This is a genomic window from Salegentibacter echinorum, assembly GCF_900129445.1.
GTDB classification, from domain to species: Bacteria; Bacteroidota; Bacteroidia; order Flavobacteriales; family Flavobacteriaceae; genus Salegentibacter; species Salegentibacter echinorum.
The window spans coordinates 15,036-38,560 of the sequence record NZ_FQVT01000007.1; the positions used below are offsets into that span (position 1 = coordinate 15,036).

The following is a 23,525-nucleotide window of genomic DNA, read 5'->3' on the forward strand; positions in this document are numbered from 1 at the left end:
AAATGAAAAAGCTTGCTGGTATAAAATTAGGGGTTGTTCTGGGTATGTTCAGCTTTGGTCTTTTGGCCCAACAAAACATACCCCGAACCTATGTTGCGCATCAAACTTCCGATGAAATTGAAATAGATGGGCTTGCCAATGAGCAAGCCTGGGAGAAAGCGCCCTGGAGTGAAGATTTTATTGATATTGAAGGAGAAAAGACCCCTAAGTATAAAACGAATATGAAAATGCTTTGGGATGAGGAATACCTGTATTTTTATGCCAATATGGAAGAATCGCATATTTGGGGTACTTTAAAGCAAAGGGATACGGTTATTTTTTACAATAACGACTTCGAGATTTTTATAGATCCTACCGGTGATACCCATAATTATATGGAGTTTGAGATGAATGCCTTAAATACCGTGTGGGACCTGTTTTTGGTAAAACCCTATAGGGAGCCTGCTCCAATTATAGATAGCTGGGATATTCAAGGGTTAAAATCTGCAGTAAATATAAAAGGAACTCTAAATAATCCTGAAGATACCGATGAAAGTTGGAGCATAGAAGTAGCAATTCCCTGGGAGGTTTTAAAAGAAGCCAATACCCATGATGAATTACCAGAAGACGAGTTTTGGCGTATTAATTTCTCGCGGGTAAACTGGGACTTTCAGTTGGATGAGGGAAGGTATTCCAGGAAAAAAGACGAGAATGGTGAGTTTTTACCGGAATATAACTGGGTATGGTCGCCACAAGGTGTCATAAACATGCATGAGCCAGAGCATTGGGGTTATGTGTATTTTTCTTCCAAAGAACCTGGAGAAAAGGACGAATTTGAAATTCCGCAGGATGAAAAAATTAGATGGGCATTTTACGAGTTGTATAGAAAACAAAAGGCTTATTATAATGAGCATCATAGCTGGGCGGAAAGTTTGAATAAACTTCAGCAGGAAACTATAAACATTGATGGGGAAGTTATAGAACCCATTTTAGAAAATCATTTTACCGGATGGAACATTTCAACAGAAAGTCCGTTTTCGGGAAAAACCTACGTCATTAAAGAAGACGGAAAATTTTTAACTATCGAAAATCCAAAATCTAAAAACAAATGAAAATTAAACCTTTATTAATTGGCCTTATCGCCATAGGATTAACTTCTTGCCTCGATAATATGAGCGCCAGGAAGTCCCAGGGAAATGCGGAGGACAACAAGAATGAAAACGACTTTAAATTCTCGGTATGGACCACTGCCGATCCCGAAAAAGCCGATGCCGATTATACTGCGGAATTTAAAAAGTATAGCGATAATGGCATTGAATCTGTTCTTATTAATACCGATACAGATCCCGAGCTTCTTGCCAGGTTAACACCATTGGCTAAAGAAGAAGGATTGGAGGTACACGCCTGGATTATGGCGATGAGCCGCCCGGGGGATAGCGTGGCCTTAGAGCATCCAGATTGGTATGCCGTGAGCCGGGAAGGTAAATCTGCCCACGATACCAGGCCTTATGTTGAATATTACCAATGGCTATGTCCTACCAGGGAAGATTCCAGAAATCACGTTCTAGGATTGGTGGAAGGTCTCTCTAAAGTAGAAGGAATAGAAAGTGTTCATTTAGATTATATTCGATTGCCCGATATTTTTCTGCCAATAGGTTTATTGCCTAAATATGACCTGGAACAAACAGAAGAATTAGCACAATTCGACTTTTGTTATTGCGATGTTTGTGTTGCTGAATTTGAGAAAGAACATCACAAGAATCCCAGGGATTTTGAAAACCCCGCGTTGGATATTGAATGGAAACAATTTCGTTTAAACAAAATAAAAGCTGTGGTAGATGATTCTTATGAGATTGTACACAATAATGGAAAACAGTTAACTGCAGCAGTATTCCCTTATCCAGAGATGGCAGATCATATGGTTCGCCAGCGATGGGACAAATGGAGAATTGACGAGGTGTATCCTATGATCTATAACAACTTCTATAATGAAGAGTTAGACTGGATTGGTTGGGCAACAAAACAAGGAGTTACAGATCTTGCTAATAAAGATACTCAATTAAATACCGGTATTTACGTGCCACCAATGAGCCCCGAAGATATTACAAAATCGATAAAACTGGCAAAAGAAAATGGCGCCAAAGGTATTTCCTTCTTTGATGGAAATGCGTTAACAGATGCACAACTTAAAGCGATAAAAAAAGCTTCAGAAAATAAATGAGAAAGCTAAGTTTGTTTTGGATTATCCTGTTTACAGTTCCGGTTTTTGCTCAGCAAAACCTCACGGAATTTGTAAACCCATTTATTGGAACAGATGGCCCCGGGAATACTTACCCCGGGGCTACGGTTCCTTATGGCATGGTGCAATTAAGTCCCGATATTGGCATTCCCGGGTGGGACCGTATTGCAGGTTATTTTTATCGCGATTCCATTATTAGCGGATTTTCCCATACCCATCTTTCAGGAACGGGTGCGGGAGATCTTTATGATATTTTGGTGATACCCACCAATAGCAAATTCGATAAAAGAATAGAAGAAAATAACTTTAAACCTTTTTCTTCTTTTAGCCATAATGCCGAAATAGCTTCTCCCGGATATTATGCCGTAGAACTTCAGGATTTTGGAATCCTGGCAGAATTAACAGCCACCCAAAGAACCGGTATTCACGAATATACCTTCCCAAAAGATGAGAATTCTAAAATAACCATAGATCTGGGTTACGCGCTAAATTGGGATAAACCTACAGATACGCATATTAAAGTAGTAGATAAGACCACTATTGAAGGTTATAGAAAATCTACCGGCTGGGCAAAAGACCAGCGCATTTATTTTGTAATTAAATTATCTAAAGGCTTTAATGCTTATAAGCTTTTTAAAGATGGAGATGAGGTTGAAAATCCGGTGCAGGGAGAAGATACGAGGATTGAGCTGAATTTTTCTACTTCCAACCGTGAGAAAATAATGCTTAAAACAGCACTTTCTACCGCCAATATTGAGGGTGCTTATGCTTCTATGCAAGCTGAAGCCCCGCATTATGATTTTGATAAATATAGGAATGATGCCAGGAAAACCTGGGAAAAAGAATTACAAAAAATAAAGATTGAAACAGATGATAAAGACCGAAAATCGGTTTTTTATACGATGATGTATCAATCTATGTTGGCACCCACTTTATTGAGCGATCCCAATGGGAATTACAAAGGTGCTAACGATACCGTTATGCAAGCCAATAATTTTAAGCGTTATGATACGTTTTCACTTTGGGATACCTTTAGGGCGGCACATCCACTTTATACGATAATTCAGCAGGAAAGAGTGCCAGGTTTCATTAAATCCTTATTGGCGCATTACAGAGAAACCGGTTTGTTGCCGGTGTGGTCCATGCAAGGAAACGAAACGAATATGATGTTAGGTTATCACGCTGTGCCGGTGGTAGTAGATGCATATTTTAAAGGTTTTGATTTTGATGCTAATCTTGCTTTTGAAGCTTGTAAAGCCAGTGCTATGGCCAATGATCGGCAAATAGATGTTTACCGGGAGTTGGGTTATGTGCCGGCGAGTGAAGAAAATGAAGACTGGAGCGTTTCTAAAACCCTGGAATATGCCTACGATGATTGGTGCGTAGCGATGTTTGCCAAAGATTTGGGAAAGGAAAATGATTATCAATATTTTCTAAAGCGTTCTAAAAACTGGAAAAACCTATACGACGAACAGAGCAGCTTTTTTAGGCCTAAAACTGAAAAAGGAAAGTTTGTCGATAATTTTATTCCGAAGGAATATACCAAATATTTTAGTGAAAGTAATGCCTGGCAGTATTTCTGGTTCGTACCACAAGATATCCCCGGTCTTATCGATGAAATGGGAGGGGAGCAAAGATTTGAGCAAAAACTGGATTCCATGTTCACTTTTCATCCTACAGCATCAGACGAGTTGCCTATTTTTAGCACAGGAATGATTGGCCAATATGCCCACGGTAATGAGCCCAGCCATCACGTGGCTTATCTTTATAATTATCTTAATAAGCCTTCAGAAACCCAAAAACTGGTTCGGGAAATATTAACCACACAATATAAAAATGAACCGGCGGGACACTGCGGAAACGAGGACTGCGGACAAATGTCTTCCTGGTATATTTTTAGTGCCATGGGATTTTATCCCGTTAATCCCGCTCAGGGAACTTATATGCTGGGCGCGCCTCTTTTTGAAAAAGCAGAAATTAGTTTACCCGGAAATAAAAAGTTTAGCATTAGGGCTAAAAACTTAAGTGAAGAAAATAAATACGTAAAGAGTATTCAGCTCAACGGGAAACCATTAAACCGTAGTTTTATTACGCACAGCGAAATAACCTCTGGAGGGGAATTGGTTTTTAATATGGTCGGGGAGCCACAGAATTCAGAATCTAAAAACAAATTAATAAAAACACCTAAGCCAAATAAAATCTATCAATAATGAAATATTTTTCTTACTTACTATGTGTTATGGTTTTGGTCTTTTCGGCTTGTTCCGGGAATAAGGAAAAGACTTTTTCAAAAGATGAAATCACCCTCATCCCAAAACCGGCAGAAATGAAGCTGAATAAAGGTAGCTTCGAATTTACAAAAGAAACCGGTTTTGTAGTGCAGGGATCGCAACAAAAGGAAATTGCCGGTTTGTTGAATGCTAAATTTAAATCGGCGGCAGGATGGGAGATGAAGATTTTAGAAGAAAATCCTGATGCTAATTTTATTCAGTTTAAGGAAAATAAAGACTTAAAGGATGAAGCTTATAACCTTGAGGTGAAAAAGGATAAAATCGTGATTGAGGCTGGTTCTTCTTCAGGTTATATTTATGGAGTAGAGACTTTAAGACAACTCTTACCGTTGGAGCTTGAAAGCGATGAAAAAGTAGGTGATGTTGCCTGGCAAATTCCGCAATTGACCATTAAAGACGAGCCAAGGTTTAAATGGCGCGGACTTATGCTGGATGTTTCCCGACATTTTTTCGAGAAAGAATATGTTTTAAAAACCATAGATCGCCTGGCGTTTTTAAAGATGAACACTTTGCACCTTCACCTGGTTGATGATCAAGGTTGGAGAATTGAGATTAAAAAGTATCCAAAACTTACTGAAGTTGGTGCTTTTAGGGTAGATCAGGAAGAAAAACACTGGGATGCGCGAAGTGACAATGATCCCGATGAAAAAGGAACCTACGGCGGATTTTATACCCAGGAAGATATTAAGGAAATTGTTGCTTATGCCGGGAAACACGGTATAGATGTAGTGCCAGAAATTGAAATGCCGGCGCACGTGACCAGTGCAATTGCTGCTTATCCCGAGCTTTCCTGTGCCGGGGAACCGGTTGCGGTACCTTCTGGTGGGCTTTGGCCAATTACCGATATTTATTGTGCCGGAAAAGATGAAACTTTCGACTTTTTAGAAGACGTTTTATTGGAAGTGATGGAACTGTTTCCATCTAAATATATTCACGTAGGTGGCGATGAAGCTACCAAAACCGAATGGGAAAAATGTGAAGATTGCCAGCGTAGGATTAGGGAAGAAGGCCTGGCCGGGGTAGATGAGCTGCAAAGCTATTTTATTCAAAGAATGGAAGAATTTATTAGTTCTCACGATAGGGTTTTAATAGGATGGGACGAAATCCTGGAAGGCGGTTTAGCTCCCGGAGCAACTGTTATGAGCTGGCGCGGAACCAAAGGTGGCTGGGAAGCTTCAGAGCAGGGTCACGATGTGATAATGACCCCGGGAAGCCACGTGTATTTTAATTTCTATCAGGGAGATTTTGATACCGAACCTATGGCTTTTTCAGGCTTTACCCCGTTAAGTAAAGTTTATGAATTCGACCCTGTGGTAGATAGTATGAGTACAGCCCAGAAAAAACACGTTTTGGGCGGGCAGGCGAACTTATGGTCTGAATTTATCTCCACAACAGAGCGTTCAGAATATATGCTTTTCCCTAGATTGGCCGCTTTATCTGAGGTACTATGGACGCCGGAGGAAAACAAAGATTGGGCAGATTTCTCCAGGAGAATGCACGTGATGTTTAAGCGTTTTGATAAAATGAACATCAATTATGCGATGAGTGCCTATTCGGTTACAGCCGAAAGTGAGGTAGATGCTACTTCAGGAGAAATTAAAATTATCCTAAAAAATGAATTCCCAGATTCAGAAATTCGTTATACGCTGAATGATGAAAATATAGATGAATCATCGTCTGTTTATAATGAGCCAATTCAGGTTGATTCCAGTAGCCTTTTAAGAGCTGCAGTATTTGAAAATGGAAAAGCCAAAGGCGATACTTTGGTTAAAGATTTCCATTTCCATAAAGCCGTTGGCGCAAAAGTGACTTATAATCCTATTTACAATGACAGCTATACGGGCGTAGGAGAGAACACTGCGGTAAATGTGATTAGGGCGACCAAGAATTTCCACGATGGCCAATGGCTTGGTTGGTTAGGTGAGGATGTTGAGGCAATCCTGGAACTTGATGAAAAGGTAAAAGTTGAAAAAGTAAAAGTAGGAGCTATGGAAAACCAGGGCTCCGGAATTTACTTCCCGGTAAAAGCAACTGCATTTCTTTCTAAAGACGGAAAGAATTATAAGAAAGCAGGTTCAGTAAGTCGTGATTTTAAAGTTAACGGTGCTATTGGTTTAAAAGATTTTGAAATAGAGGTAGAACCACAGGAAGCTAAATTTATAAAAGTAAAGGTAGAAACTTATAAAGGCTTACCCGGTAAAGGAAAGGCCTGGTTGTTCCTGGATGAAATAATTGTAGAATAATGAATATGAGAAAGTTAGTAGTAGTTTTTCTTTGTTGTAGTAATTTTATTTTTGCACAAGATGACAAAAAGGATAATGAAAGGATGGAGTGGTTTAACGATGCCAAGCTTGGTATTTTTATCCACTGGGGGTATTATGGCGTAAACGGGATTACAGAATCCTGGTCCATGTACCATAAACAAATTCCTTATACCGATTATATGGATCAGGGGGATGAGTTTACCGCCAGTAATTACGATCCCGAAGCCTGGGCCAAACTTTTTAAGGAGGTTGGGGCAGATTATTCGGTGTTGACAACCAAGCACCACGATGGGGTTGCCCTTTGGGATACCGATTTTAGTAAGCTGAATGTTGTTGAAAAAACCCCCGCCGGTAGAGACTTAGTTGGACCCTATGTTGACGCTTTAAGAGAAAACGATTTGAAAGTGGGGTTGTATTTTTCCCTGCCAGACTGGTCGCATCCCGATTATGAAGTGGTATTCCCAAGACCTGATACGCGGAAAAATTATCCACAGAAAAATCAAAAAACCTGGCCGGCCTGGGAACGATTTGTTTATTTCTATAAAAATCAGATCAAAGAATTGCAGGATAATTACAACCCCGATCTTTTCTGGTTTGACGGGGATTGGGAGCATAGCCCCGAAGAATGGCGGGCTAAAGGTCTTAAAGATTCTTTGCTAGCCAGGAATCCAGATATTATAGTGAATTCCAGGCTTAATCAATATGGCGATTACAGTACTCCAGAGCAGGGAGTGCCGGTGGTAAGGCCAGAAGGGCCCTGGGAATTTTGTATGACGATGAATGATAACTGGGGTTATTATCCATCGGACACAAACTATAAACCTTCTTCCCAAATTGTGAGAACTTTTGCCGAAGTAATTGGTTCTGGTGGAAATTTATTGCTGAATATTGGTCCGAAGCCAGATGGAACAATTCCACAGGAGCAGGAAACAAGACTTAGGGATTTGGGAAGATGGATCGCCAAAAACGATGCAGCTATTCACGGCACTGTTGCCGGACTGCCATACGGGCATTTTTATGGACCCACTACGCTAAGTAAAGACCAGAAGAAGCTGTATCTCTTTATGCTTCAGGATCCTAAAAATTACATTTCGCTGAAGGGTATTCAGAATAAAGTGAAAAGTATTCGCGTTTTAGGCAGTGATGAAGAATTGGATTTTGTAAGAAACGGTGGTGCTGCCTGGAATAATATTCCTGGGATTTTAAGAATAGACCTGCCCGCTAAAGAAAGCATTGATGAGTACGTAACTGTTCTGGAAATAGAATTAGAAGACGAGTTAGAATTATACCGCGGGCATGGGAATGCCGTGGAATTGAATTAAAATAGAACTATAAAACCTGCGAAGTCTTTTTTAGACCTTGTAGGTATATGTTTCTCACTAGTAGAAGGTTGTTTACAGATTGTGCACGTTACCAGGGTTTGGTATATTTGATAAAAACAAAATCCAAAATGGCAAAAAATACATCAATATCGCTCGGGAATCATTTTGAGGAATTCATTAAAGAAGAAGTAAAATCTGGAAGATACGGTTCAGTAAGTGAAGTTATTCGTTCTGCTTTAAGACTCTTAGAAAGAGAAGAAAAAAAAGAAAGAGAGCTAATTAAAGCTCTCGAAATCGGAGAGCAAAGTGGATTTGTTGAGGACTTCGACCCGAACCAAAATTTGAAAGAATTACATCGTGAGTTCTTATGAGTAAAAACCAATATCGAATAAGTCAGGAAGCGATTAAGGATTTAAAAAAGATTTGGCTTTACACTTTGAATAAATGGTCTAAAGAACAAGCAGACAGATATTATGACCTAATAATTGCAGAGATTGAATTCGTTACGGATAATTTTATGACTGGCAAATCTGTAGAACAAACGCGAAAAAATTATCGTGTAACTAAAATAAAATCGCATTTGGTTTTTTACAGAAAAGCGGAAAATGACATCGTAGAAATCGTTAGAATTTTACATCAAAGAATGGATATTAAAAAACGACTGAAGTAAAAAACTGCGCACAAATAACTAAGTATTCGTTCAACTATAAATAATTGCTTTTACTTGCCGAAGCTGAAAATTCCACAGGGATTTTCAACTGCGTACTTGTAAAATTCCGTGCTAAAGGACGCAACTATTCATAGTCGAGACCGTTGCCAGGATGAAAATTGTTAATAAAACATTTTAATTAAAAACATGGGAAAGAATTTAAAGGTTTTCGTAGGTACATTTTTAGCGTTGTTTCTTTCAGCAACAATGACAGCGCAGGAACATGAGATCTCTTATGTAGATTATGTAAATACTCTAATGGGAACCGATTCGGCTTTCGATTTGTCCAATGGAAACACTTACCCCGCAATCGCTTTGCCCTGGGGGATGAACTTTTGGACGCCGCAAACCGCCGAAATGGGCGATGGTTGGGCCTATAAATACGATGATTATAAAATAAGGGGAATTAAACAAACCCATCAGCCAAGTCCGTGGTTAAATGATTATGCTGCATTTTCCCTAATGGCGGTAACCGGCAAACTGAAGTTTGAGGAAGAAGAAAGAGCTTCCTGGTTTTCCCATAAAGCCGAAACAGCCAAACCCCATCATTACAAAGTATATCTAGCCGATTATGATGTGACCGCCCAGGTTGCGCCAACCGAGCGGGCTGCCCATTTTAAATTCACATTCCCTGATGCCGATAGTTCCTACATAGTGCTAGATGCCTTTAACAAAGGTTCTATGGTAAAGATTATTCCTGAAGAAAGAAAGATTATTGGTTATGCCCGGAACAATCACGGCGGCGTGCCAGAGAATTTTCATAATTATTTTGTAGCTGAATTCGATAAGGATTTTGAACTTACCCACACCTGGAAAGATGAATGGGAACTTCAGCAAAATTCAAAAAATGCAGAAGCCGATCACGTAGGCGCTATCATTGGTTTTAAAACTAAAAAAGGAGAGGAAGTAAATGTGAAAGTAGCTTCCTCTTTTATAAGTCACGAGCAGGCGCAACTTAATTTAGATTCAGAAATTGGGGAAAGCAGTTTTGAGGAAGTAAAAGAAAAAGCTGCGGCAGTTTGGAATAAAGAACTCGGCAGGATTAAGATAGAAGATGAAGATAAACAGCAGATAAGAACCTTTTATTCGAGTTTATATAGGGTGCTTTTATTTCCGCGGAAATTTTACGAGATAAATGCACAGGGGGAAAAGGTACATTATAGTCCGTATAATGGGAAAGTGCTACCCGGATATATGTTTACCGATAATGGATTTTGGGATACGTTTAGGGCAGTCTTTCCATTCTTCAATTTAATGTATCCTGAATTAAATAAAGAAATTATGGCCGGCCTGGCCAATACCTACAAAGAGTCTGGGTGGTTGCCGGAATGGGCGAGTCCCGGGCATAGGAATGTAATGATTGGTTCTAACTCGGCGCCCATTATTGTTGATGCTTATTTAAAAGGAAATGTTTTTGAAAAAGATGTAGATGTCCTTTTTGAAGCTATTTTAAAGAATGCCAATGTAGAAGAAGGTCGCCCGGAAAGTTCGGTAGGCCGGGAAGGCGTAGATTATTACAACGAGCTTGGTTATGTGCCTTATGATGTAGATATCCATGAAAATGCAGCGAGAACCTTAGAATACGCCTATGCCGATTGGACCCTTGCAAAAATGGCTGAAGACCTGGGAAAAAAGAAGGTCGCCAAACGTTTTTATAAACAAGCTTACAATTATAAAAAACTGTTTGATCCTTCCACAAATTTAATGCGGGGTAAAAATGAAGACGGAAGTTTTCAGGAGCCATTTAATCCCTTGAAGTGGGGAGATGCGTTTACCGAAGGCAATAGTTTGCATTATACCTGGAGTGTTTTTCAGGATATCGACGGACTTATAGATCTAATGGGCGGAAAAAAAGAGTTTACAGCAAAATTAGACGGGGTTTTTGAAATGCCCCCAAAATTTGACGATTCCTATTACGGCTTTACCATTCACGAGATTCGGGAGATGCAAATTGTAAACATGGGGAATTATGCACATGGGAATCAGCCTATTCAGCATATGATTTATTTGTATAATTATGCGGGACAGCCCTGGAAAACGCAACAACGAATTAGAGAAGTGCTTACCAAACTTTATTTCCCAACACCAGATGGTTATCCGGGAGATGAAGATAACGGGCAAACTTCTGCCTGGTATGTGTTTAGTTCACTGGGATTTTATCCGGTAACGCCGGGAAGTGACCAATATGTAATTGGAAGTCCGCTTTTTGATAAAGCCACGCTAAACCTTCAAAGTGGCAATGAATTTGAGATTATTGCTGAAGATAATTCCGAAGAAAACTTTTATATAGAATCTGCCGTGTTAAATGGAAAGAAATGGAATAAAACTTACCTTAATTATGAGGATGTGATGAAGGGCGGAAAAGTAAAGTTTGAAATGAGTGATACGCCAAATAAGGAATGGGCGACGGAGGAAGATTCGGTGCCTTATTCGTTGAGTAGGGAAGAATAGAGACAAGAGACAAGAGACAAGAGACAAGAGACAAGAGACAAGAGACAAGAGACAAGAGACAAGAGACAAGAGACAAGAGACAAGAGACAATTTGAAATAGCTAAACAAGTTATGATAATTTGCTGAATATCACATTGTGATTTTATGTGAATTATTGATTTAATCGTCAAACTGAGCCAGTCGAAGTTTTTAATATACTGAGCTAAATTATGCCCTTTATTAAATATTTAAAAAAATAAAAAGAATCAGCTGAAATCAGAAAAAACGGATTAAACTATAAGACCTCACAGGTTTCCGAGATCTGTGAGGTCTGGTTTTAATTAATTTTTCTGGTTTTACTTATAAGTAGAAAAAAATAAATATGAATACCATGAGGAATTTAAAACTTAGCCTATTTGTTGTTTTAATGAGCAGCATAGTGTTTGGGCAGGAAAAGCCGGTAACTTATGTAAATCCGTTTATTGGGACTTCAAATTATGGTGCTACCAATCCCGGGGCCATTGCGCCACGTGGAATGCTTAGTGTAAGTCCTTTTAACGTGGCTGGAAAGATCGAATTAAATCCGTTGGAAAAGGACAGTCAGTGGTTATCCAATCCTTATGTAAATGAAAATAAATTCCTTACCGGTTTCTCCCACGTGAACCTAAGTGGGGTTGGCTGTCCCGATTTGGGAGTAATCATTAGTATGCCCACAACCGGGGAATTTAAGACCAATCATTTGGATTATGGCACAACTTATAGTGAAGAAACAGCCAAAGCCGGGTATTATTCGGTAGCATTAGATAATTATAAAGTTAAAGCTGAAGTCACTGCATCTACGCGGGTTGGTGTGAGCCGCTATTCGTTTCCCGCCGGCAAAGCAAATGTTTTGCTTAACCTGGGCCTTGGTTTGACCAATGAGCAGGGGGGAATGTTGAAAATTAATTCTGCTACCGAGGTAGAAGGTTTTAGAACGGTAGGTTCGTTTTGTTACAATAGTCCCGAGCAGGCTTATCCCGTTTATTTTGTCGCCAGGTTGTCTAAGCCGGCCGAAAATTTTGGGGTTTGGAAAACACCAAACAAATATGAAGGTGTAGAAGCGCAATGGATGGGTTATAACGGCAAAACCCGACTCAAGGAAGGGTTTAAAAGAGAAGTAGTAGGCGACAGCCTGGGTGCTTATTTTAGTTATGATTTTGAGAAAGCAACCCAGGTAGAACTTAAGATTGGAGTTTCTTATGTGAGTATTGAAAATGCAAGGGAAAATTTAGATCAGGAAGCAAAAGACAAATCTTTTGATGAGGTTTATACGGAAACCAGGAATGCCTGGAATAAGAAATTAAAACAAATAGAAGTAGAAGGCGGTACCAAAGATGATAAAACAATTTTTTATTCAGCTTTATACCACACCCAGATCCATCCGAATATTTTTAACGATGTAAATGGAGAATATCCCGAAATTTCTACCGGAGAAATTGGCAAAACCGATGGCACCCGTTATACCGTTTTTTCACTGTGGGATACTTATAGGAACTATCATCAGCTAATGACTTTACTATATCCGCAGGAACAGCTGGAGATGGTGCATACGATGTTAGATATGTATGATGAAAATGGCTGGTTACCTAAATGGGAACTTAATTCTACCGAAACCTTTACTATGGTAGGCGATCCAGCCTCGGTAGTGTTAGCCGATACCTATTTAAGAGGTTTGACTGATTTTGATGTTGAGAAAGCTTTTGAAGCTATGAAAAAGAGTGCTACGCAAACGGAAGGAAATCCCTTGCGACCAGGTTTAAAAGAATATCTCGATCTCGGTTATGTGAGTGTGGATAGTAAGATAGCGGGACCGGTTTCCACAACTTTAGAGTATAATATTTCCGATTATGCCATTGCACAATTGGCGAAAGAATTGGGCAAAAAGAAAGATTACAAGCAGTTTTCTAAACGCGCGCTGTCTTATAAAGATCTTTATAATCCTAAAAGTGGGTTCCTCCAACCTAAGATGAGCGATGGAAAATGGTATGAGCCATTTGATCCCAACGCAGGGGCTAATTTTACTGAAAACGTAGGTTATATTGAAGGTAACGCCTGGCAGTACTTATTTATGGTACCTCAGGATATTGAAGGACTTATCGCACTTATGGGTGGCGAAAGTCAATTTGAAAATAAGCTAGATGAGGTTTTTGAAAAAGACCAGTACGATATGGCCAACGAGCCCGATATTGCCTATCCTTTCCTCTACAATTATATAAAAGGAAGTGAATGGAAATCTAGCAAGAGGGTATCTCAATTAATAGACGAATATTATCACAATGCACCCAACGGACTCCCCGGAAATGATGATACGGGGACTATGAGCGCCTGGTTGGTTTACGCGATGATGGGTTTCTACCCCACCACTCCCGCACAACCAGATTATGCTATTATTGAGCCTCGATTTAAAAAAATAACCATTCATTTAAATCCTGAATATTACAAGAAAGAAAAGCTTATTATCAATAGGCTGGACCCCGAAGAAGCAGAAAACGTGGGCAAAAAATCCCTGTACAATAAGGATAAATTCTTTATAAGCCACGATACGCTTATGAATATAGGAGAGATTAATATAGCTTCTGAAAAAGAATAGTTTTTCATATTACTTCTGGTAATATGGTAATAAGGGATATTCCTATCTTAGATGTGAGAATATTTTAACTGTATTTTCGCTTTTAAACTTAAGTTGGATCTGTTAACTAAACCTCACAGATACTGTGTTTCAAAATCTTGTGAGGTTTGAGAAAATTCACCAAAATGATTACCTTCTCTTTCGTTTAAAATAAAAATCTCTGAATTGAAAGAAACCCCATATTTAGTAGAAGCCTGTGTAGAAACCCTTAAGCAGTCCATAACTGCCGAAAAGAACGGTGCCGATAGGATTGAACTTTGTGCCGATTTGCATCTGGGCGGTGTTACGCCAACAAAAGAATTGGTTCGAAAGGTTAAAAAAGAGCTGCAGATTCCCATAAGAATAATGATTCGCCCTCGAGGAGGAGATTTTCAATATTCTGCTGCAGAACTTACCCAAATGAGGGAATCTATAGAGTTTTGCAAGGAAATTGGGGTAGATGGGGTAGTTTTCGGGTTTTTACAAGATGATAAAAGAATAGACCTTTCGGTTCTAATTGAATTGGCGAAAATTGCGAAGCCTTTGCAGGTAATTTTTCACAAGGCTATAGACGAGACCCCCAATATTTTAGAATCGGTTACAATATTAAAAGAAACGGGACTGGTAGATGGAATTTTAAGTTCGGGCGGCTGTGCTACAGCCTTAGAAGGTGCCAGCGCGCTTAGAGAAATGCTTAAAAGAACAGGAGAGGAGCTGGAAATTATATGTGCCGGTAAAATTACCACCGCAAATCTTCAAGAAATTCACCAAAAAATTGGATCCGGGGCTTACCACGGAAGGAGAATCGTACCCGGATTAAAATAGTTAATTGATAGAGAAGAGAGAAAAGAGAATAGACAAGAGAGAAAAATAGAGACTGTAAAAATCACTATACGTGCTTTGATGAGGAGATTACTTCACCGTCTTCATAATGACTAATACATTCTGCTTTAAGATTCTTAAAATAAAATCCCCGCTTTCAATTGAAAGCGGGGATTTACTGTTTGTACCACTTACTTCTAAACTTGTACTTTTAGGGCACTACATCATTCCGGGCATACCGCCGCCCATTCCACCGCCTGGCATTCCGCCGCCGCCTTTGTCTTCCTCTGGAAGATCTACAAGGGCACATTCGGTAGTTAGGATCATTCCGGCAACAGAAGCTGCATTTTCTAATGCAATTCTTGTTACTTTCTTAGGATCGATAATTCCGGCTTTCATCATATCTACAAAAGAGTCGGTTTTAGCGTCATAACCAAAGTCTTTTTTACCTTCTAAGACTTTGTTGATTACTACAGAAGCTTCTCCTCCTGCATTGGTCACGATGGTTCTAAGTGGAGATTCAATTGCTTTTACAATAATTTGAATTCCGGTATTTTCATCGTTATTTTCAGCTTTCAATTTAGATAAAACAGCCTGTGCTCTAACAAAAGCTACACCACCACCGGCTACTATACCTTCTTCTACAGCTGCACGGGTTGCGTGAAGTGCATCGTCAACACGGTCTTTTTTCTCTTTCATTTCAACTTCTGAAGCTGCACCTACATAAAGAACGGCAACACCACCGGCTAATTTAGCCAAACGTTCTTGAAGTTTTTCCTTATCATAATCTGATGTAGTGGTTTCAATCTGTGCTTTTATTTGGTTAACACGCTCTTCAATTTGCTTGTTATCACCACCACCATTAACTACAGTAGTATTATCTTTATCGATAGCTACTTTTTCTGCTGTACCTAATTGATCTATAGTTGCATTTTCTAGAGAGAAACCTCTTTCTTCAGAAATTACTGTACCACCGGTTAAGATAGCAATATCTTCTAGCATTGCTTTTCTGCGGTCTCCAAAACCTGGTGCTTTTACTGCAGCGATTTTAAGGGATCCACGCAATTTGTTTACCACTAAAGTAGCAAGGGCTTCCCCATCTACATCTTCAGCAATAATTAAAAGTGGTTTTCCAGATTGAGCTACTGGCTCAAGAATTGGAAGTAGATCTTTCATTGCAGAAATCTTCTTGTCAAACAACAAGATGTATGGATCTTCCAAATCTGCAGTCATTTTCTCAGAATTTGTCACGAAATAAGGAGAAAGATAACCACGGTCAAACTGCATTCCTTCAACAACCTCTACGTTAGTTTCGGTTCCTTTGGCTTCTTCTACGGTGATTACACCTTCTTTTCCTACCTTCCCAAACGCTTCGGCGATAAGTTCACCAATAAGTTCGTCGTTGTTGGCAGAAATTGAAGCTACCTGCTTAATTTTTTCTGAAGAATCTCCAACCTCTTTGGTTTGTTTTGCAAGATCTTCTGTAATTGCAGCTACTGCTTTGTCAATGCCACGTTTTAGATCCATTGGGCTTGCACCGGCAGCAACGTTTTTAAGGCCTTCTTTAACGATAGCCTGGGCAAGAACTGTTGCGGTAGTAGTACCATCTCCTGCAAGATCATTGGTTTTAGAAGCAACTTCTTTAACCATTTGAGCTCCCATATTCTCCAATGCGTCTTCGAGCTCAATTTCTTTGGCTACTGTTACCCCATCTTTAGTGATGGTTGGCGCACCAAAGGATTTGCTTATTACTACATTACGACCTTTTGGGCCTAAAGTTGTTTTTACTGCATTGGCCAATGCATCTACACCGCGCTTAATTCCGTCGCGAGCCTGAATGTCAAATTTTATATCTTTTGCCATTGTTAATTATTTTTGTCATTTCCGTAAAAACCGAAAATCTTATTTATTATAAATTTGTTTTGAAAATTCCTGTAGATAAACAGGATAAAGAAATCTTATACTATTGCAAGGATATCATCCTCTCTCATCATAAGATACTCTGTCCCTTCCAATTTTAGTTCGGTACCAGAAAATTTACCGTAAAGAACGGTATCTCCAACTTTTACAGTCATATCGTAGTCCTTTGTGCCTTTACCAACAGCAACTACTTTTCCACGTTGTGGTTTTTCTTTAGCAGTTTCAGGAATATAAATTCCAGATGCTGTTTTGGTTTCAGGGGCTACAGGTTCAATAAGAACCCTGTCTGAGAGCGGTTTAATGTTTAGTCCCATTTCTTTAATTTTATTTTAGGTTAATTAATTTTTTTAAAATCAGTTAAGCTTCTTTCTAAAATTGTGCCAGCCAAAATTCCCTGCCATTTAGCAAAAAAAAATGCCAGCTTGTCATAAGCTGGCATCTATATATTTTAAAGAGCTATACCTTTATTCCTGATTGTCAGATTCGGGTTGTTGAGTTGGCATTTGTACCGGTGGTGTTGTAGTATTCTCTGGCATGGCTTCTTCATCGAAAACGCGGGATTCAGTAAACCCGTTGCCATCCATAATAGTCACATTAGAGAGTAAGATTAAAACCAGTAAAAGCGTAGCTAAGGTCCAGGTACTTTTATCTAAAAAGTCACCTGTTTTCTTAACGCCACCTACTTGTTGTCCGCTGCCACCAAAAGAAGACGATAATCCGCCGCCTTTAGGATTTTGTACCATAATCACCACAACCAATAAAAAGGCAACGATAACTATTAATGCTAAAAAAATTGTGAATGTACTCATTCTTTCTTGGTATTATTTTCTTGTAATTTTTCGGTTGCCCGAATTTGGTCAGCAAAGAAACCACTTTTTTCGGGATTTTTCAAAATTAATATTTTATATGCCTGAATTGCTTTTTTGTAGTTTCTCTGTTCCAGGTACACCCGGGCCAAAGTCTCTGTCATTAGAGACTCTGGCGTGCTTTTACCCACTTCGGCCAGGTTGGTTTTATTGGTGGTTTTTCCCGGTTTTATTTTAGGATTTTTAGAAATAAAACTGTCAATCAACTCAAATTTCTTGTGTTGTTCGTCATTTTTATGCGGTTTTTCTTCAGTTTGCTCCCTATTAATGGGTTTTGCTGAAGTAAGTCGTAACCACTCTGAAAAAGAGTGCGATTCTGAACCATCAAACTCCAGTGGTTTACCTAATTTTAGCGCTTCTTTTTCTCGAGCTGTTTCAGGGTTTTCCTCCTCTTTTTTGCCAGGTTTTTCTAAAAACAATTCGGGATCCATGACCCTCCTTGATTCCGATTGTCGCATTTTTATGGCGTCATCTATATCCATACTGCGACGGGCAAAAATTTCTTCGGGTTCAAAAACGGTGATATTACGCAATTGCAATTCCTGGTCCTGAATTTGTCTTGCTATCCTATTTTGATTGAACTCTTCAGAAGTTATAAAATCGAAAAGCACACTGCGATTAGTGGTATAGGCAGCAGTTTTTTTAAGCGCTGTATTGTAGCTGAATTCCCTGTGCTCTTTGAGTCCTTTTAAACGAACCGCCCGTGCCGCCTGAAAATAAGGCGCATCTTTAAGCACCTGCTCCAAAGCGTCGGTTTGCCCGGCAGTGACCGTTGTAGGTTCTTTAAGCAATTGTATAAATTCTTCAGCTTCCATATTACCAATCGGTTAATGCAGCATTAAAAATATCCTGGGTCAACCTATCAAAAATTTCGTTTACCGCGGTTTCCAAAGTGCCTCCAACTAATTGTGCGCTGGCGGGATAATCGTAATAGAAAGAGAAGCGGCGTTCAAAATCCTTTTCGGGTTCCAGGGTATTGTAATAGCGCACATTTACGGCAATGGTCAATCGGTTTTGCGCTGCAGTATTCTCGGCAGTAGCCGTCATTGGCGCTACATAAAAATCTATAATCTCCCCTTCAAAAATTAGATCGGCGTTGTTATTGGCCAGGCTTAAACTGGTTTGGTTTTGAATTAAATCTTGCAACTGCAAAGTGAACGTACGGTCTATTCCAGGCTCCACCAAATCTGCCTGATTTTGAAAATAATTCACCTGAAAAGATTGGGCATCACCGGTATCTGCTCCTGTAAAAGAGTAAATTCCGCAAGATTGCATCAAAAATATAGCGGTAAGTGATAATAGTAGGAAAGCGACTTTCTTCATAATGCGGATAGCAATTTATAAATTATATTGTTTGATTTTTCGGTATAAAGTGCGTTCGCTAATCCCTAATTCCTCGGCCGCCGCTTTACGTTTTCCACTATGACGCTCCAGGGATTTTTTTATGAGTTCCAGTTCTTTATCCTGTAGCGAAAGTGGCTCTTCTTCCTCAATTTCTTCAGCAAAATAATATTTATCTTTTTCCCTGTTTTCTCCTTTCGGGCTGTTCTGCGGAATTTGCAATACTTCCAGATTCTCATTGCTTAAGGCATCTAATTCTTCAGAATCTACGTCTTCGCCGTCATCATTACCGTATAATTTTTCAATGAGACTTTCATTTTCATCCTGGACCTCCTGGCTGTTGCCGTTTTCCATCAATTTTAGCGTAAGTTTCTTAAGATCGGTAAGGTCACTTTTCATATCAAAGAGCACCTTGTAAAGTATTTCCCGTTCGTTGCTAAAATCACTTTCTTTTTTCTTTTCTGAAATTATCGCCGGAAGGTTACTGCCTATATTGGGTAAGTATTCTTTTAAACGTTCGGCGCCAATCATCCTTTCCTGTTCCAAAACAGAAATTTGTTCAGCTATATTTCGCAACTGTCTAATATTACCGCCCCAGCGGTATTTTTGCAATAAATCTACCGCTTCATCCTGAAGCTTAATTGTTGGCATTTTATATTTAAGAGCAAAATCTGAAGCAAATTTTCTAAACAACAAATGAATGTCTCCTTTACGTTCACGCAGGGGAGGGAGGTTAATCTCTACGGTACTTAAGCGATAATAAAGATCTTCCCTAAACTTTTCTTTCTTGATAGATTCCTGCATATCGATGTTAGTGGCTGCGATAATGCGAACATCAGATTTTTGAACTTTAGAAGAACCTACTTTTATAAATTCCCCGTTTTCCAAAACACGCAATAGACGCACTTGTGTGGGCAGGGGTAATTCTCCAACTTCATCTAAAAAAATGGTGCCGCCGTCTGCTACCTCAAAATATCCGCTTCGGGTTTGGGTAGCGCCGGTAAAAGCTCCTTTTTCGTGTCCAAAAAGTTCAGAATCTATGGTGCCTTCTGGAATGGCGCCACAGTTCACAGCTATATATTTTCCGTGTTTCCTATGCGATAATGAATGGATGATTTTTGGGATACTTTCTTTTCCCACACCACTTTCCCCGGTTACCAAAACCGAAATATCTGTTGGCGCAACCTGGATCGCTTTTTCAATAGACCGGTTTAAGCGAGCATCGTCGCCTATAATGCCAAATCGTTGTTTTACTGCCTGTATTGATTCCATAGGCCCCTAGCCCCCAAAGGGGGAATTAAAAGCCCCCCAACCCCCGAAAAGGGAAATAGGAGCTTCCCATCTCCCAAAAGTGGAGATGTGGTAGTTAATATTTATATTTAAAAATGTCATAACTTTTATATCTTTTGATTTTCTCACTCTCTTGTAGTTTTCTCTTTGTGGGTTAGGGGAGGCTCTCCCCAATTAATGTAGCACTGGTACAATCGGTTACTTTTACCTTTACAAAATCACCAATTTTATGATTCCCTTTTGGGAAAACCGCTACCGTATTTTGTGTGGTACGGCCGCTCCACTGCTCACTGGATTTTTTGGATTCCCGTTCAATTAAAACTTCTACAGTTTGTCCGAGAAATCGTTGTATTCTGAAGTGATTATGTTCCCGCTGTAACTTTACAATTTCAGCTAACCTTCGTTGTTTTGTTTCGGCAGGTACATCATCTTCTAGTTTGCGGCCAGCCATCGTGCCGGGCCTTTCAGAATAGGCATACATATAGCCAAAGTCATATTTTACGTATTCCATTAAAGATAGGGTGTCCTGGTGGTCTTCTTCGGTTTCGGTGGGAAAACCAACAATTATATCCTGTGAAATCGAACATTCAGGCATTAATTCCCTTATATAATCTATGAGTTTAAAATATTCTTCGCGGGTATGCAACCTGTTCATCTTTTTTAGGATACGGTCGCTGCCGCTTTGCACCGGCAAGTGTATATGCTTGCAAATGTTTTCATATTTCGCCACGGTTTCTATTACATCCAAAGTCATATCCTGAGGATTGGAAGTAGAAAACCGAATGCGCATTCCCGGCTGGGCTTCAGCTACCAGTTTTAAAAGTGCCGAGAAATTTGTGGCTGTAGCCTTTTGAATTTCCGAAGCATTTTTAAAATCTTTTTTAAGTCCGCCTCCATACCATAAATAACTATCTACATTTTGGCCTAGAAGGGTTATTTCCTTAAATCCTTTTTCCCACAGGTCATTAACTTCTTCCACAATACTTTGCGGGTCACGGCTTCGTTCCCTTCCACGGGTAAATGGCACTACACAGAAAGTACACATATTATCACACCCCCTGGTTATGGATACGAAAGCTGAAACCCCGTTAGATTGCAAACGAACGGGAGAAATATCGCCATAAGTTTCCTCTTTAGAGAGCAGCACGTTTATGGCATCCCGGCCTGCTTCTACTTCATTTATCAGGTTTGGGAGGTCTTTATAGGCATCTGGGCCTACCACGAGGTCCACAATTTTCTCCTCTTCCAGGAATTTTTCTTTTAAGCGTTCGGCCATACAGCCTAATACGCCAACTTTCATTTTCGGGTTTATTCGTTTAACAGCATTGTATTTCTCTAATCTTTTGCGAACAGATTGTTCTGCTTTTTCCCGAATAGAGCAGGTGTTTACCAATACAAGGTCTGCTTCTTCCAGTTTTTGGGTTGTATTAAAGCCTTCTTTAGATAATATAGAAGCAACGATTTCACTATCACTAAAGTTCATGGCGCAGCCATAACTTTCAATAAAAAGTTTACGGGTATTTTCTTTTTTTGCTTCTGTAACCAGGGTATTTCCCTGTTGCTTTTCATCTATAATCTTCTCCATAAGTCAATATTCCTTTACAGGATTTAATCCTGTTTTCTCATAATAATTACTGAATATGCTAAAGCGACTAATCCCGATAGCAATTGGGAGGGATTAATCCGCGCTATAAAACACTTTTCATCAGTAACGTGAATTATGCGGTTAAAAGCGCAAAGATAAGGTTAAAACACACTTCTGACAAAGTGACAGCAAAAAAATTAAATATTCGAACGCAACCTTTTACTTATTTGTGCATCTATAAGGAAACCAACCAACTACAGCGATGAAAAAACTTAGCGGATTAACAGTGCTTTTTTTATTGGCCTTTCTTAGTATTTCTTGCGAAAAGGAAAGTGAAGAAGGCGATTATTATAATGTAGCGATTCCCGTGGTGAAATCTATACAGGATTTTAGAGGGATGGTAAGAATTTCTGAGCCCAGGAGTATTGAACAAGCCGGTAAAATTTATAGTTATCAGGATTATGTTTTTATAAACGATGCTGAAAAAGGTGTTCATATTATCGATAACAGTGATCACCTTGCGCCACAAAAGGTGAAATTTCTTGAAATTCCCATGAATACAGATGTAGCAATAAAAGATGATATGCTTTTTGCTAATTCTGCTATGGACCTGGTAGTTTTTGATCTTAGTGACATCAATAATATTAAACAAAAAGAACGTATAAAAGACGTTTTTCCCAATAGAACATATCACATTCCCAATGGTGCTGCTTTTGTAGATTATAAAAACTTCGATTTTGAAAATGAGGTGATCGTGGGATATTTGATAGAGTCGCGTAAAATTGAAACACCAAATGGCCCTGTGTTTACAGAAGATGAGTTTGTTAACAATTCTGGTGTTTCAGGAGGTTCTGGAACCGGGGGTTCGCTGGCGCGTTTTAATATTCATAAAGGTTTTTTATACGTGGTAGATCAAACCAACCTTTCCATTTTTGATATAAAAGACTTAAATGAGGCTCAACTGGTAAAGACAGAAAGAGTTGGTTGGGAAATAGAAACCATTTTTAATAAAGAAGGCTATTTGTATTTAGGAAGTTCATCTGGTATGTTTATTTATGATATTGAAGATCCTGCCGCACCACAATTTCAATCTATGTTTAGCCATATTTTAGGCTGTGATCCTGTGGTGGTGAAAGATGATATTGCCTATGTAACCATAAGAGGCGGTAATCTTTGTGGGCAGGAATGGAGCCAATTGGATGTTATTGATGTGGGTGATAAGAAAAATCCGCAGCTATTAAAATCTTTTGAGATGGAAAATCCCTATGGCCTGGGAATTAAAGATGACCGGTTATTCGTTTGCGATGGCAGTGCAGGATTAAAAATATATGATACACAAGATACCCCCAACCTAAAATTAAAAGACCACTTTCCAGACATTAACACCTATGACGTAATTCCCCTGGAAAAAGAGCTGTTAATGGTTGGGGATAATACACTTTTTCAATATACTTATAAAGGCAATAAGATTACGTTGCTTAGTGAGTTCAAATTGGGAGATTAATCCCAGTTACTTCTATTTAAGATTATTGAACCTGAAGTAAAAAAAGCTGTAAATTCCTTTAGTCTTCATCTTTAAGATTATTTGGGGTTTATGGCTTTTTTATGCAGAAAATATTGTCTTTGATAGAGGTTCGTTTTTTATGCCACAAAGACATGAAAGCACCAGAATATACTAAGATGTTCTTCGTGTTTTTCTTAGTGTCTTCGAGTCTTTGTGGCTTTTTTAATCGTGTAATGGAATCATATTACAAGCCTGAAAGAGTTGTTATTAATCACGAATATTCCTTAGCATTGTAGATAATAGCATATTTTTCATC

Annotated in this window: 18 protein-coding genes; 11 read left to right on the forward strand and 7 right to left on the reverse strand. The window is 39.2% G+C overall.

Annotated features, from left to right (window positions below; translation table 11 throughout):
* The first annotated feature begins 2 nt into the window (after positions 1–2).
* The 10 genes from BUA71_RS11395 (at position 3) to BUA71_RS11440 (ending at position 14,706) form a co-directional block, all read left to right on the forward strand.
* Positions 3–1,091: a carbohydrate-binding family 9-like protein gene (locus BUA71_RS11395; RefSeq protein ID WP_072879860.1), complete on the forward strand. Its 1,089-nt coding sequence runs from the start codon at positions 3–5 to the stop codon at positions 1,089–1,091.
* Positions 1,088–2,200: a glycoside hydrolase family protein gene (locus tag BUA71_RS11400; RefSeq protein WP_072879862.1), complete on the forward strand. Its 1,113-nt coding sequence runs from the start codon at positions 1,088–1,090 to the stop codon at positions 2,198–2,200. The genes BUA71_RS11395 and BUA71_RS11400 overlap by 4 nt, the downstream gene beginning before the upstream one ends.
* Positions 2,197–4,428: a GH92 family glycosyl hydrolase gene (locus BUA71_RS11405; protein WP_072879864.1), complete on the forward strand. Its 2,232-nt coding sequence runs from the start codon at positions 2,197–2,199 to the stop codon at positions 4,426–4,428. Before BUA71_RS11400 ends, BUA71_RS11405 begins: the two co-directional genes overlap by 4 nt.
* Positions 4,428–6,752, forward strand: coding sequence for a beta-N-acetylhexosaminidase (locus BUA71_RS11410; protein WP_072879866.1), 2,325 nt, complete (start codon positions 4,428–4,430; stop codon positions 6,750–6,752). The genes BUA71_RS11405 and BUA71_RS11410 overlap by 1 nt, the downstream gene beginning before the upstream one ends.
* A 5-nt stretch (positions 6,753–6,757) precedes the next feature.
* Positions 6,758–8,095, forward strand: a complete 1,338-nt coding sequence (locus BUA71_RS11415) for an alpha-L-fucosidase (RefSeq protein WP_072880044.1) — start codon at positions 6,758–6,760, stop codon at positions 8,093–8,095.
* Positions 8,096–8,223: 128 nt separating this feature from the next.
* On the forward strand, positions 8,224–8,466 hold the full coding sequence (locus BUA71_RS11420; protein ID WP_072880046.1) for a type II toxin-antitoxin system ParD family antitoxin: 243 nt from the start codon (positions 8,224–8,226) through the stop codon (positions 8,464–8,466).
* Positions 8,463–8,765, forward strand: coding sequence for a type II toxin-antitoxin system RelE/ParE family toxin (locus BUA71_RS11425; RefSeq protein WP_072879868.1), 303 nt, complete (start codon positions 8,463–8,465; stop codon positions 8,763–8,765). Before BUA71_RS11420 ends, BUA71_RS11425 begins: the two co-directional genes overlap by 4 nt.
* 186 nt (positions 8,766–8,951) lie before the next feature.
* Positions 8,952–11,255 carry a GH92 family glycosyl hydrolase gene (locus BUA71_RS11430; protein ID WP_072879870.1) on the forward strand — a complete coding sequence of 768 codons (2,304 nt, stop codon included), beginning with the start codon at positions 8,952–8,954 and terminating at the stop codon, positions 11,253–11,255.
* A 370-nt stretch (positions 11,256–11,625) separates the two neighbouring features.
* On the forward strand, positions 11,626–13,863 hold the full coding sequence (locus BUA71_RS11435; protein ID WP_072880048.1) for a GH92 family glycosyl hydrolase: 2,238 nt from the start codon (positions 11,626–11,628) through the stop codon (positions 13,861–13,863).
* 204 nt (positions 13,864–14,067) lie between these two features.
* The gene (locus BUA71_RS11440) at positions 14,068–14,706 is read left to right on the forward strand and encodes a copper homeostasis protein CutC (protein WP_072879872.1); all 639 of its coding nucleotides are present in this window, start codon (positions 14,068–14,070) and stop codon (positions 14,704–14,706) included.
* Between the two features lie 216 nt (positions 14,707–14,922).
* On the opposite strand, the gene groL is transcribed toward BUA71_RS11440, so the two are convergent.
* The 7 genes from groL to miaB all read right to left on the reverse strand — a co-directional run bounded on the left by groL (position 14,923) and on the right by miaB (position 21,705).
* On the reverse strand, positions 14,923–16,566 hold the full coding sequence (gene groL / locus BUA71_RS11445) for a chaperonin GroEL (protein WP_072879874.1): 1,644 nt from the start codon (positions 16,564–16,566) through the stop codon (positions 14,923–14,925).
* Positions 16,567–16,661: 95 nt separating this feature from the next.
* Positions 16,662–16,937 (reverse strand): co-chaperone GroES, encoded by a 276-nt coding sequence (locus tag BUA71_RS11450; RefSeq protein WP_072879876.1) that lies wholly within the window; start codon positions 16,935–16,937, stop codon positions 16,662–16,664.
* Positions 16,938–17,087: 150 nt separating this feature from the next.
* Complete coding sequence (gene secG, locus BUA71_RS11455; protein WP_072879878.1) at positions 17,088–17,432, reverse strand: preprotein translocase subunit SecG; 345 nt, start codon at positions 17,430–17,432, stop codon at positions 17,088–17,090.
* Positions 17,429–18,304: a hypothetical protein gene (locus BUA71_RS11460; protein WP_072879880.1), complete on the reverse strand. Its 876-nt coding sequence runs from the start codon at positions 18,302–18,304 to the stop codon at positions 17,429–17,431. Before BUA71_RS11460 ends, secG begins: the two co-directional genes overlap by 4 nt.
* 1 nt (position 18,305) lies before the next feature.
* Entirely contained in the window at positions 18,306–18,812 is a 507-nt protein-coding gene (locus BUA71_RS11465) for an LptE family protein (protein WP_072879882.1), read from the reverse strand.
* 15 nt (positions 18,813–18,827) lie between these two features.
* Positions 18,828–20,102: a sigma-54 interaction domain-containing protein gene (locus BUA71_RS11470; RefSeq protein ID WP_072879884.1), complete on the reverse strand. Its 1,275-nt coding sequence runs from the start codon at positions 20,100–20,102 to the stop codon at positions 18,828–18,830.
* A gap of 172 nt (positions 20,103–20,274) precedes the next feature.
* Entirely contained in the window at positions 20,275–21,705 is a 1,431-nt protein-coding gene (gene miaB / locus BUA71_RS11475; RefSeq protein WP_072879886.1) for a tRNA (N6-isopentenyl adenosine(37)-C2)-methylthiotransferase MiaB, read from the reverse strand.
* A gap of 262 nt (positions 21,706–21,967) precedes the next feature.
* On the opposite strand from miaB, the gene BUA71_RS11480 reads away from it, so the two are divergent.
* The gene (locus BUA71_RS11480) at positions 21,968–23,209 is read left to right on the forward strand and encodes an LVIVD repeat-containing protein (protein ID WP_072879888.1); all 1,242 of its coding nucleotides are present in this window, start codon (positions 21,968–21,970) and stop codon (positions 23,207–23,209) included.
* The last annotated feature ends 316 nt before the right edge of the window (positions 23,210–23,525 follow it).

Excerpts from the sequence above, each read along its gene's own strand:
- BUA71_RS11395 (WP_072879860.1), top strand. The coding sequence starts at position 3 with ATGAAAAAGCTTGCTGGTATAAAATTAGGGGTTGTTCTGGGTATGTTC.
- BUA71_RS11400 (WP_072879862.1), top strand. The coding sequence starts at position 1,088 with ATGAAAATTAAACCTTTATTAATTGGCCTTATCGCCATAGGATTAACT.
- BUA71_RS11405 (WP_072879864.1), top strand. The coding sequence starts at position 2,197 with ATGAGAAAGCTAAGTTTGTTTTGGATTATCCTGTTTACAGTTCCGGTT.
- BUA71_RS11410 (WP_072879866.1), top strand. The coding sequence starts at position 4,428 with ATGAAATATTTTTCTTACTTACTATGTGTTATGGTTTTGGTCTTTTCG.
- BUA71_RS11415 (WP_072880044.1), top strand. The coding sequence starts at position 6,758 with ATGAGAAAGTTAGTAGTAGTTTTTCTTTGTTGTAGTAATTTTATTTTT.
- BUA71_RS11420 (WP_072880046.1), top strand. The coding sequence starts at position 8,224 with ATGGCAAAAAATACATCAATATCGCTCGGGAATCATTTTGAGGAATTC.
- BUA71_RS11425 (WP_072879868.1), top strand. The coding sequence starts at position 8,463 with ATGAGTAAAAACCAATATCGAATAAGTCAGGAAGCGATTAAGGATTTA.
- BUA71_RS11430 (WP_072879870.1), top strand. The coding sequence starts at position 8,952 with ATGGGAAAGAATTTAAAGGTTTTCGTAGGTACATTTTTAGCGTTGTTT.
- BUA71_RS11435 (WP_072880048.1), top strand. The coding sequence starts at position 11,626 with ATGAGGAATTTAAAACTTAGCCTATTTGTTGTTTTAATGAGCAGCATA.
- groL (WP_072879874.1), bottom strand. The coding sequence starts at position 16,566 with ATGGCAAAAGATATAAAATTTGACATTCAGGCTCGCGACGGAATTAAG.
- BUA71_RS11450 (WP_072879876.1), bottom strand. The coding sequence starts at position 16,937 with ATGGGACTAAACATTAAACCGCTCTCAGACAGGGTTCTTATTGAACCT.
- secG (WP_072879878.1), bottom strand. The coding sequence starts at position 17,432 with ATGAGTACATTCACAATTTTTTTAGCATTAATAGTTATCGTTGCCTTT.
- BUA71_RS11460 (WP_072879880.1), bottom strand. The coding sequence starts at position 18,304 with ATGGAAGCTGAAGAATTTATACAATTGCTTAAAGAACCTACAACGGTC.
- BUA71_RS11465 (WP_072879882.1), bottom strand. The coding sequence starts at position 18,812 with ATGAAGAAAGTCGCTTTCCTACTATTATCACTTACCGCTATATTTTTG.
- BUA71_RS11470 (WP_072879884.1), bottom strand. The coding sequence starts at position 20,102 with ATGGAATCAATACAGGCAGTAAAACAACGATTTGGCATTATAGGCGAC.
- miaB (WP_072879886.1), bottom strand. The coding sequence starts at position 21,705 with ATGGAGAAGATTATAGATGAAAAGCAACAGGGAAATACCCTGGTTACA.
- BUA71_RS11480 (WP_072879888.1), top strand. The coding sequence starts at position 21,968 with ATGAAAAAACTTAGCGGATTAACAGTGCTTTTTTTATTGGCCTTTCTT.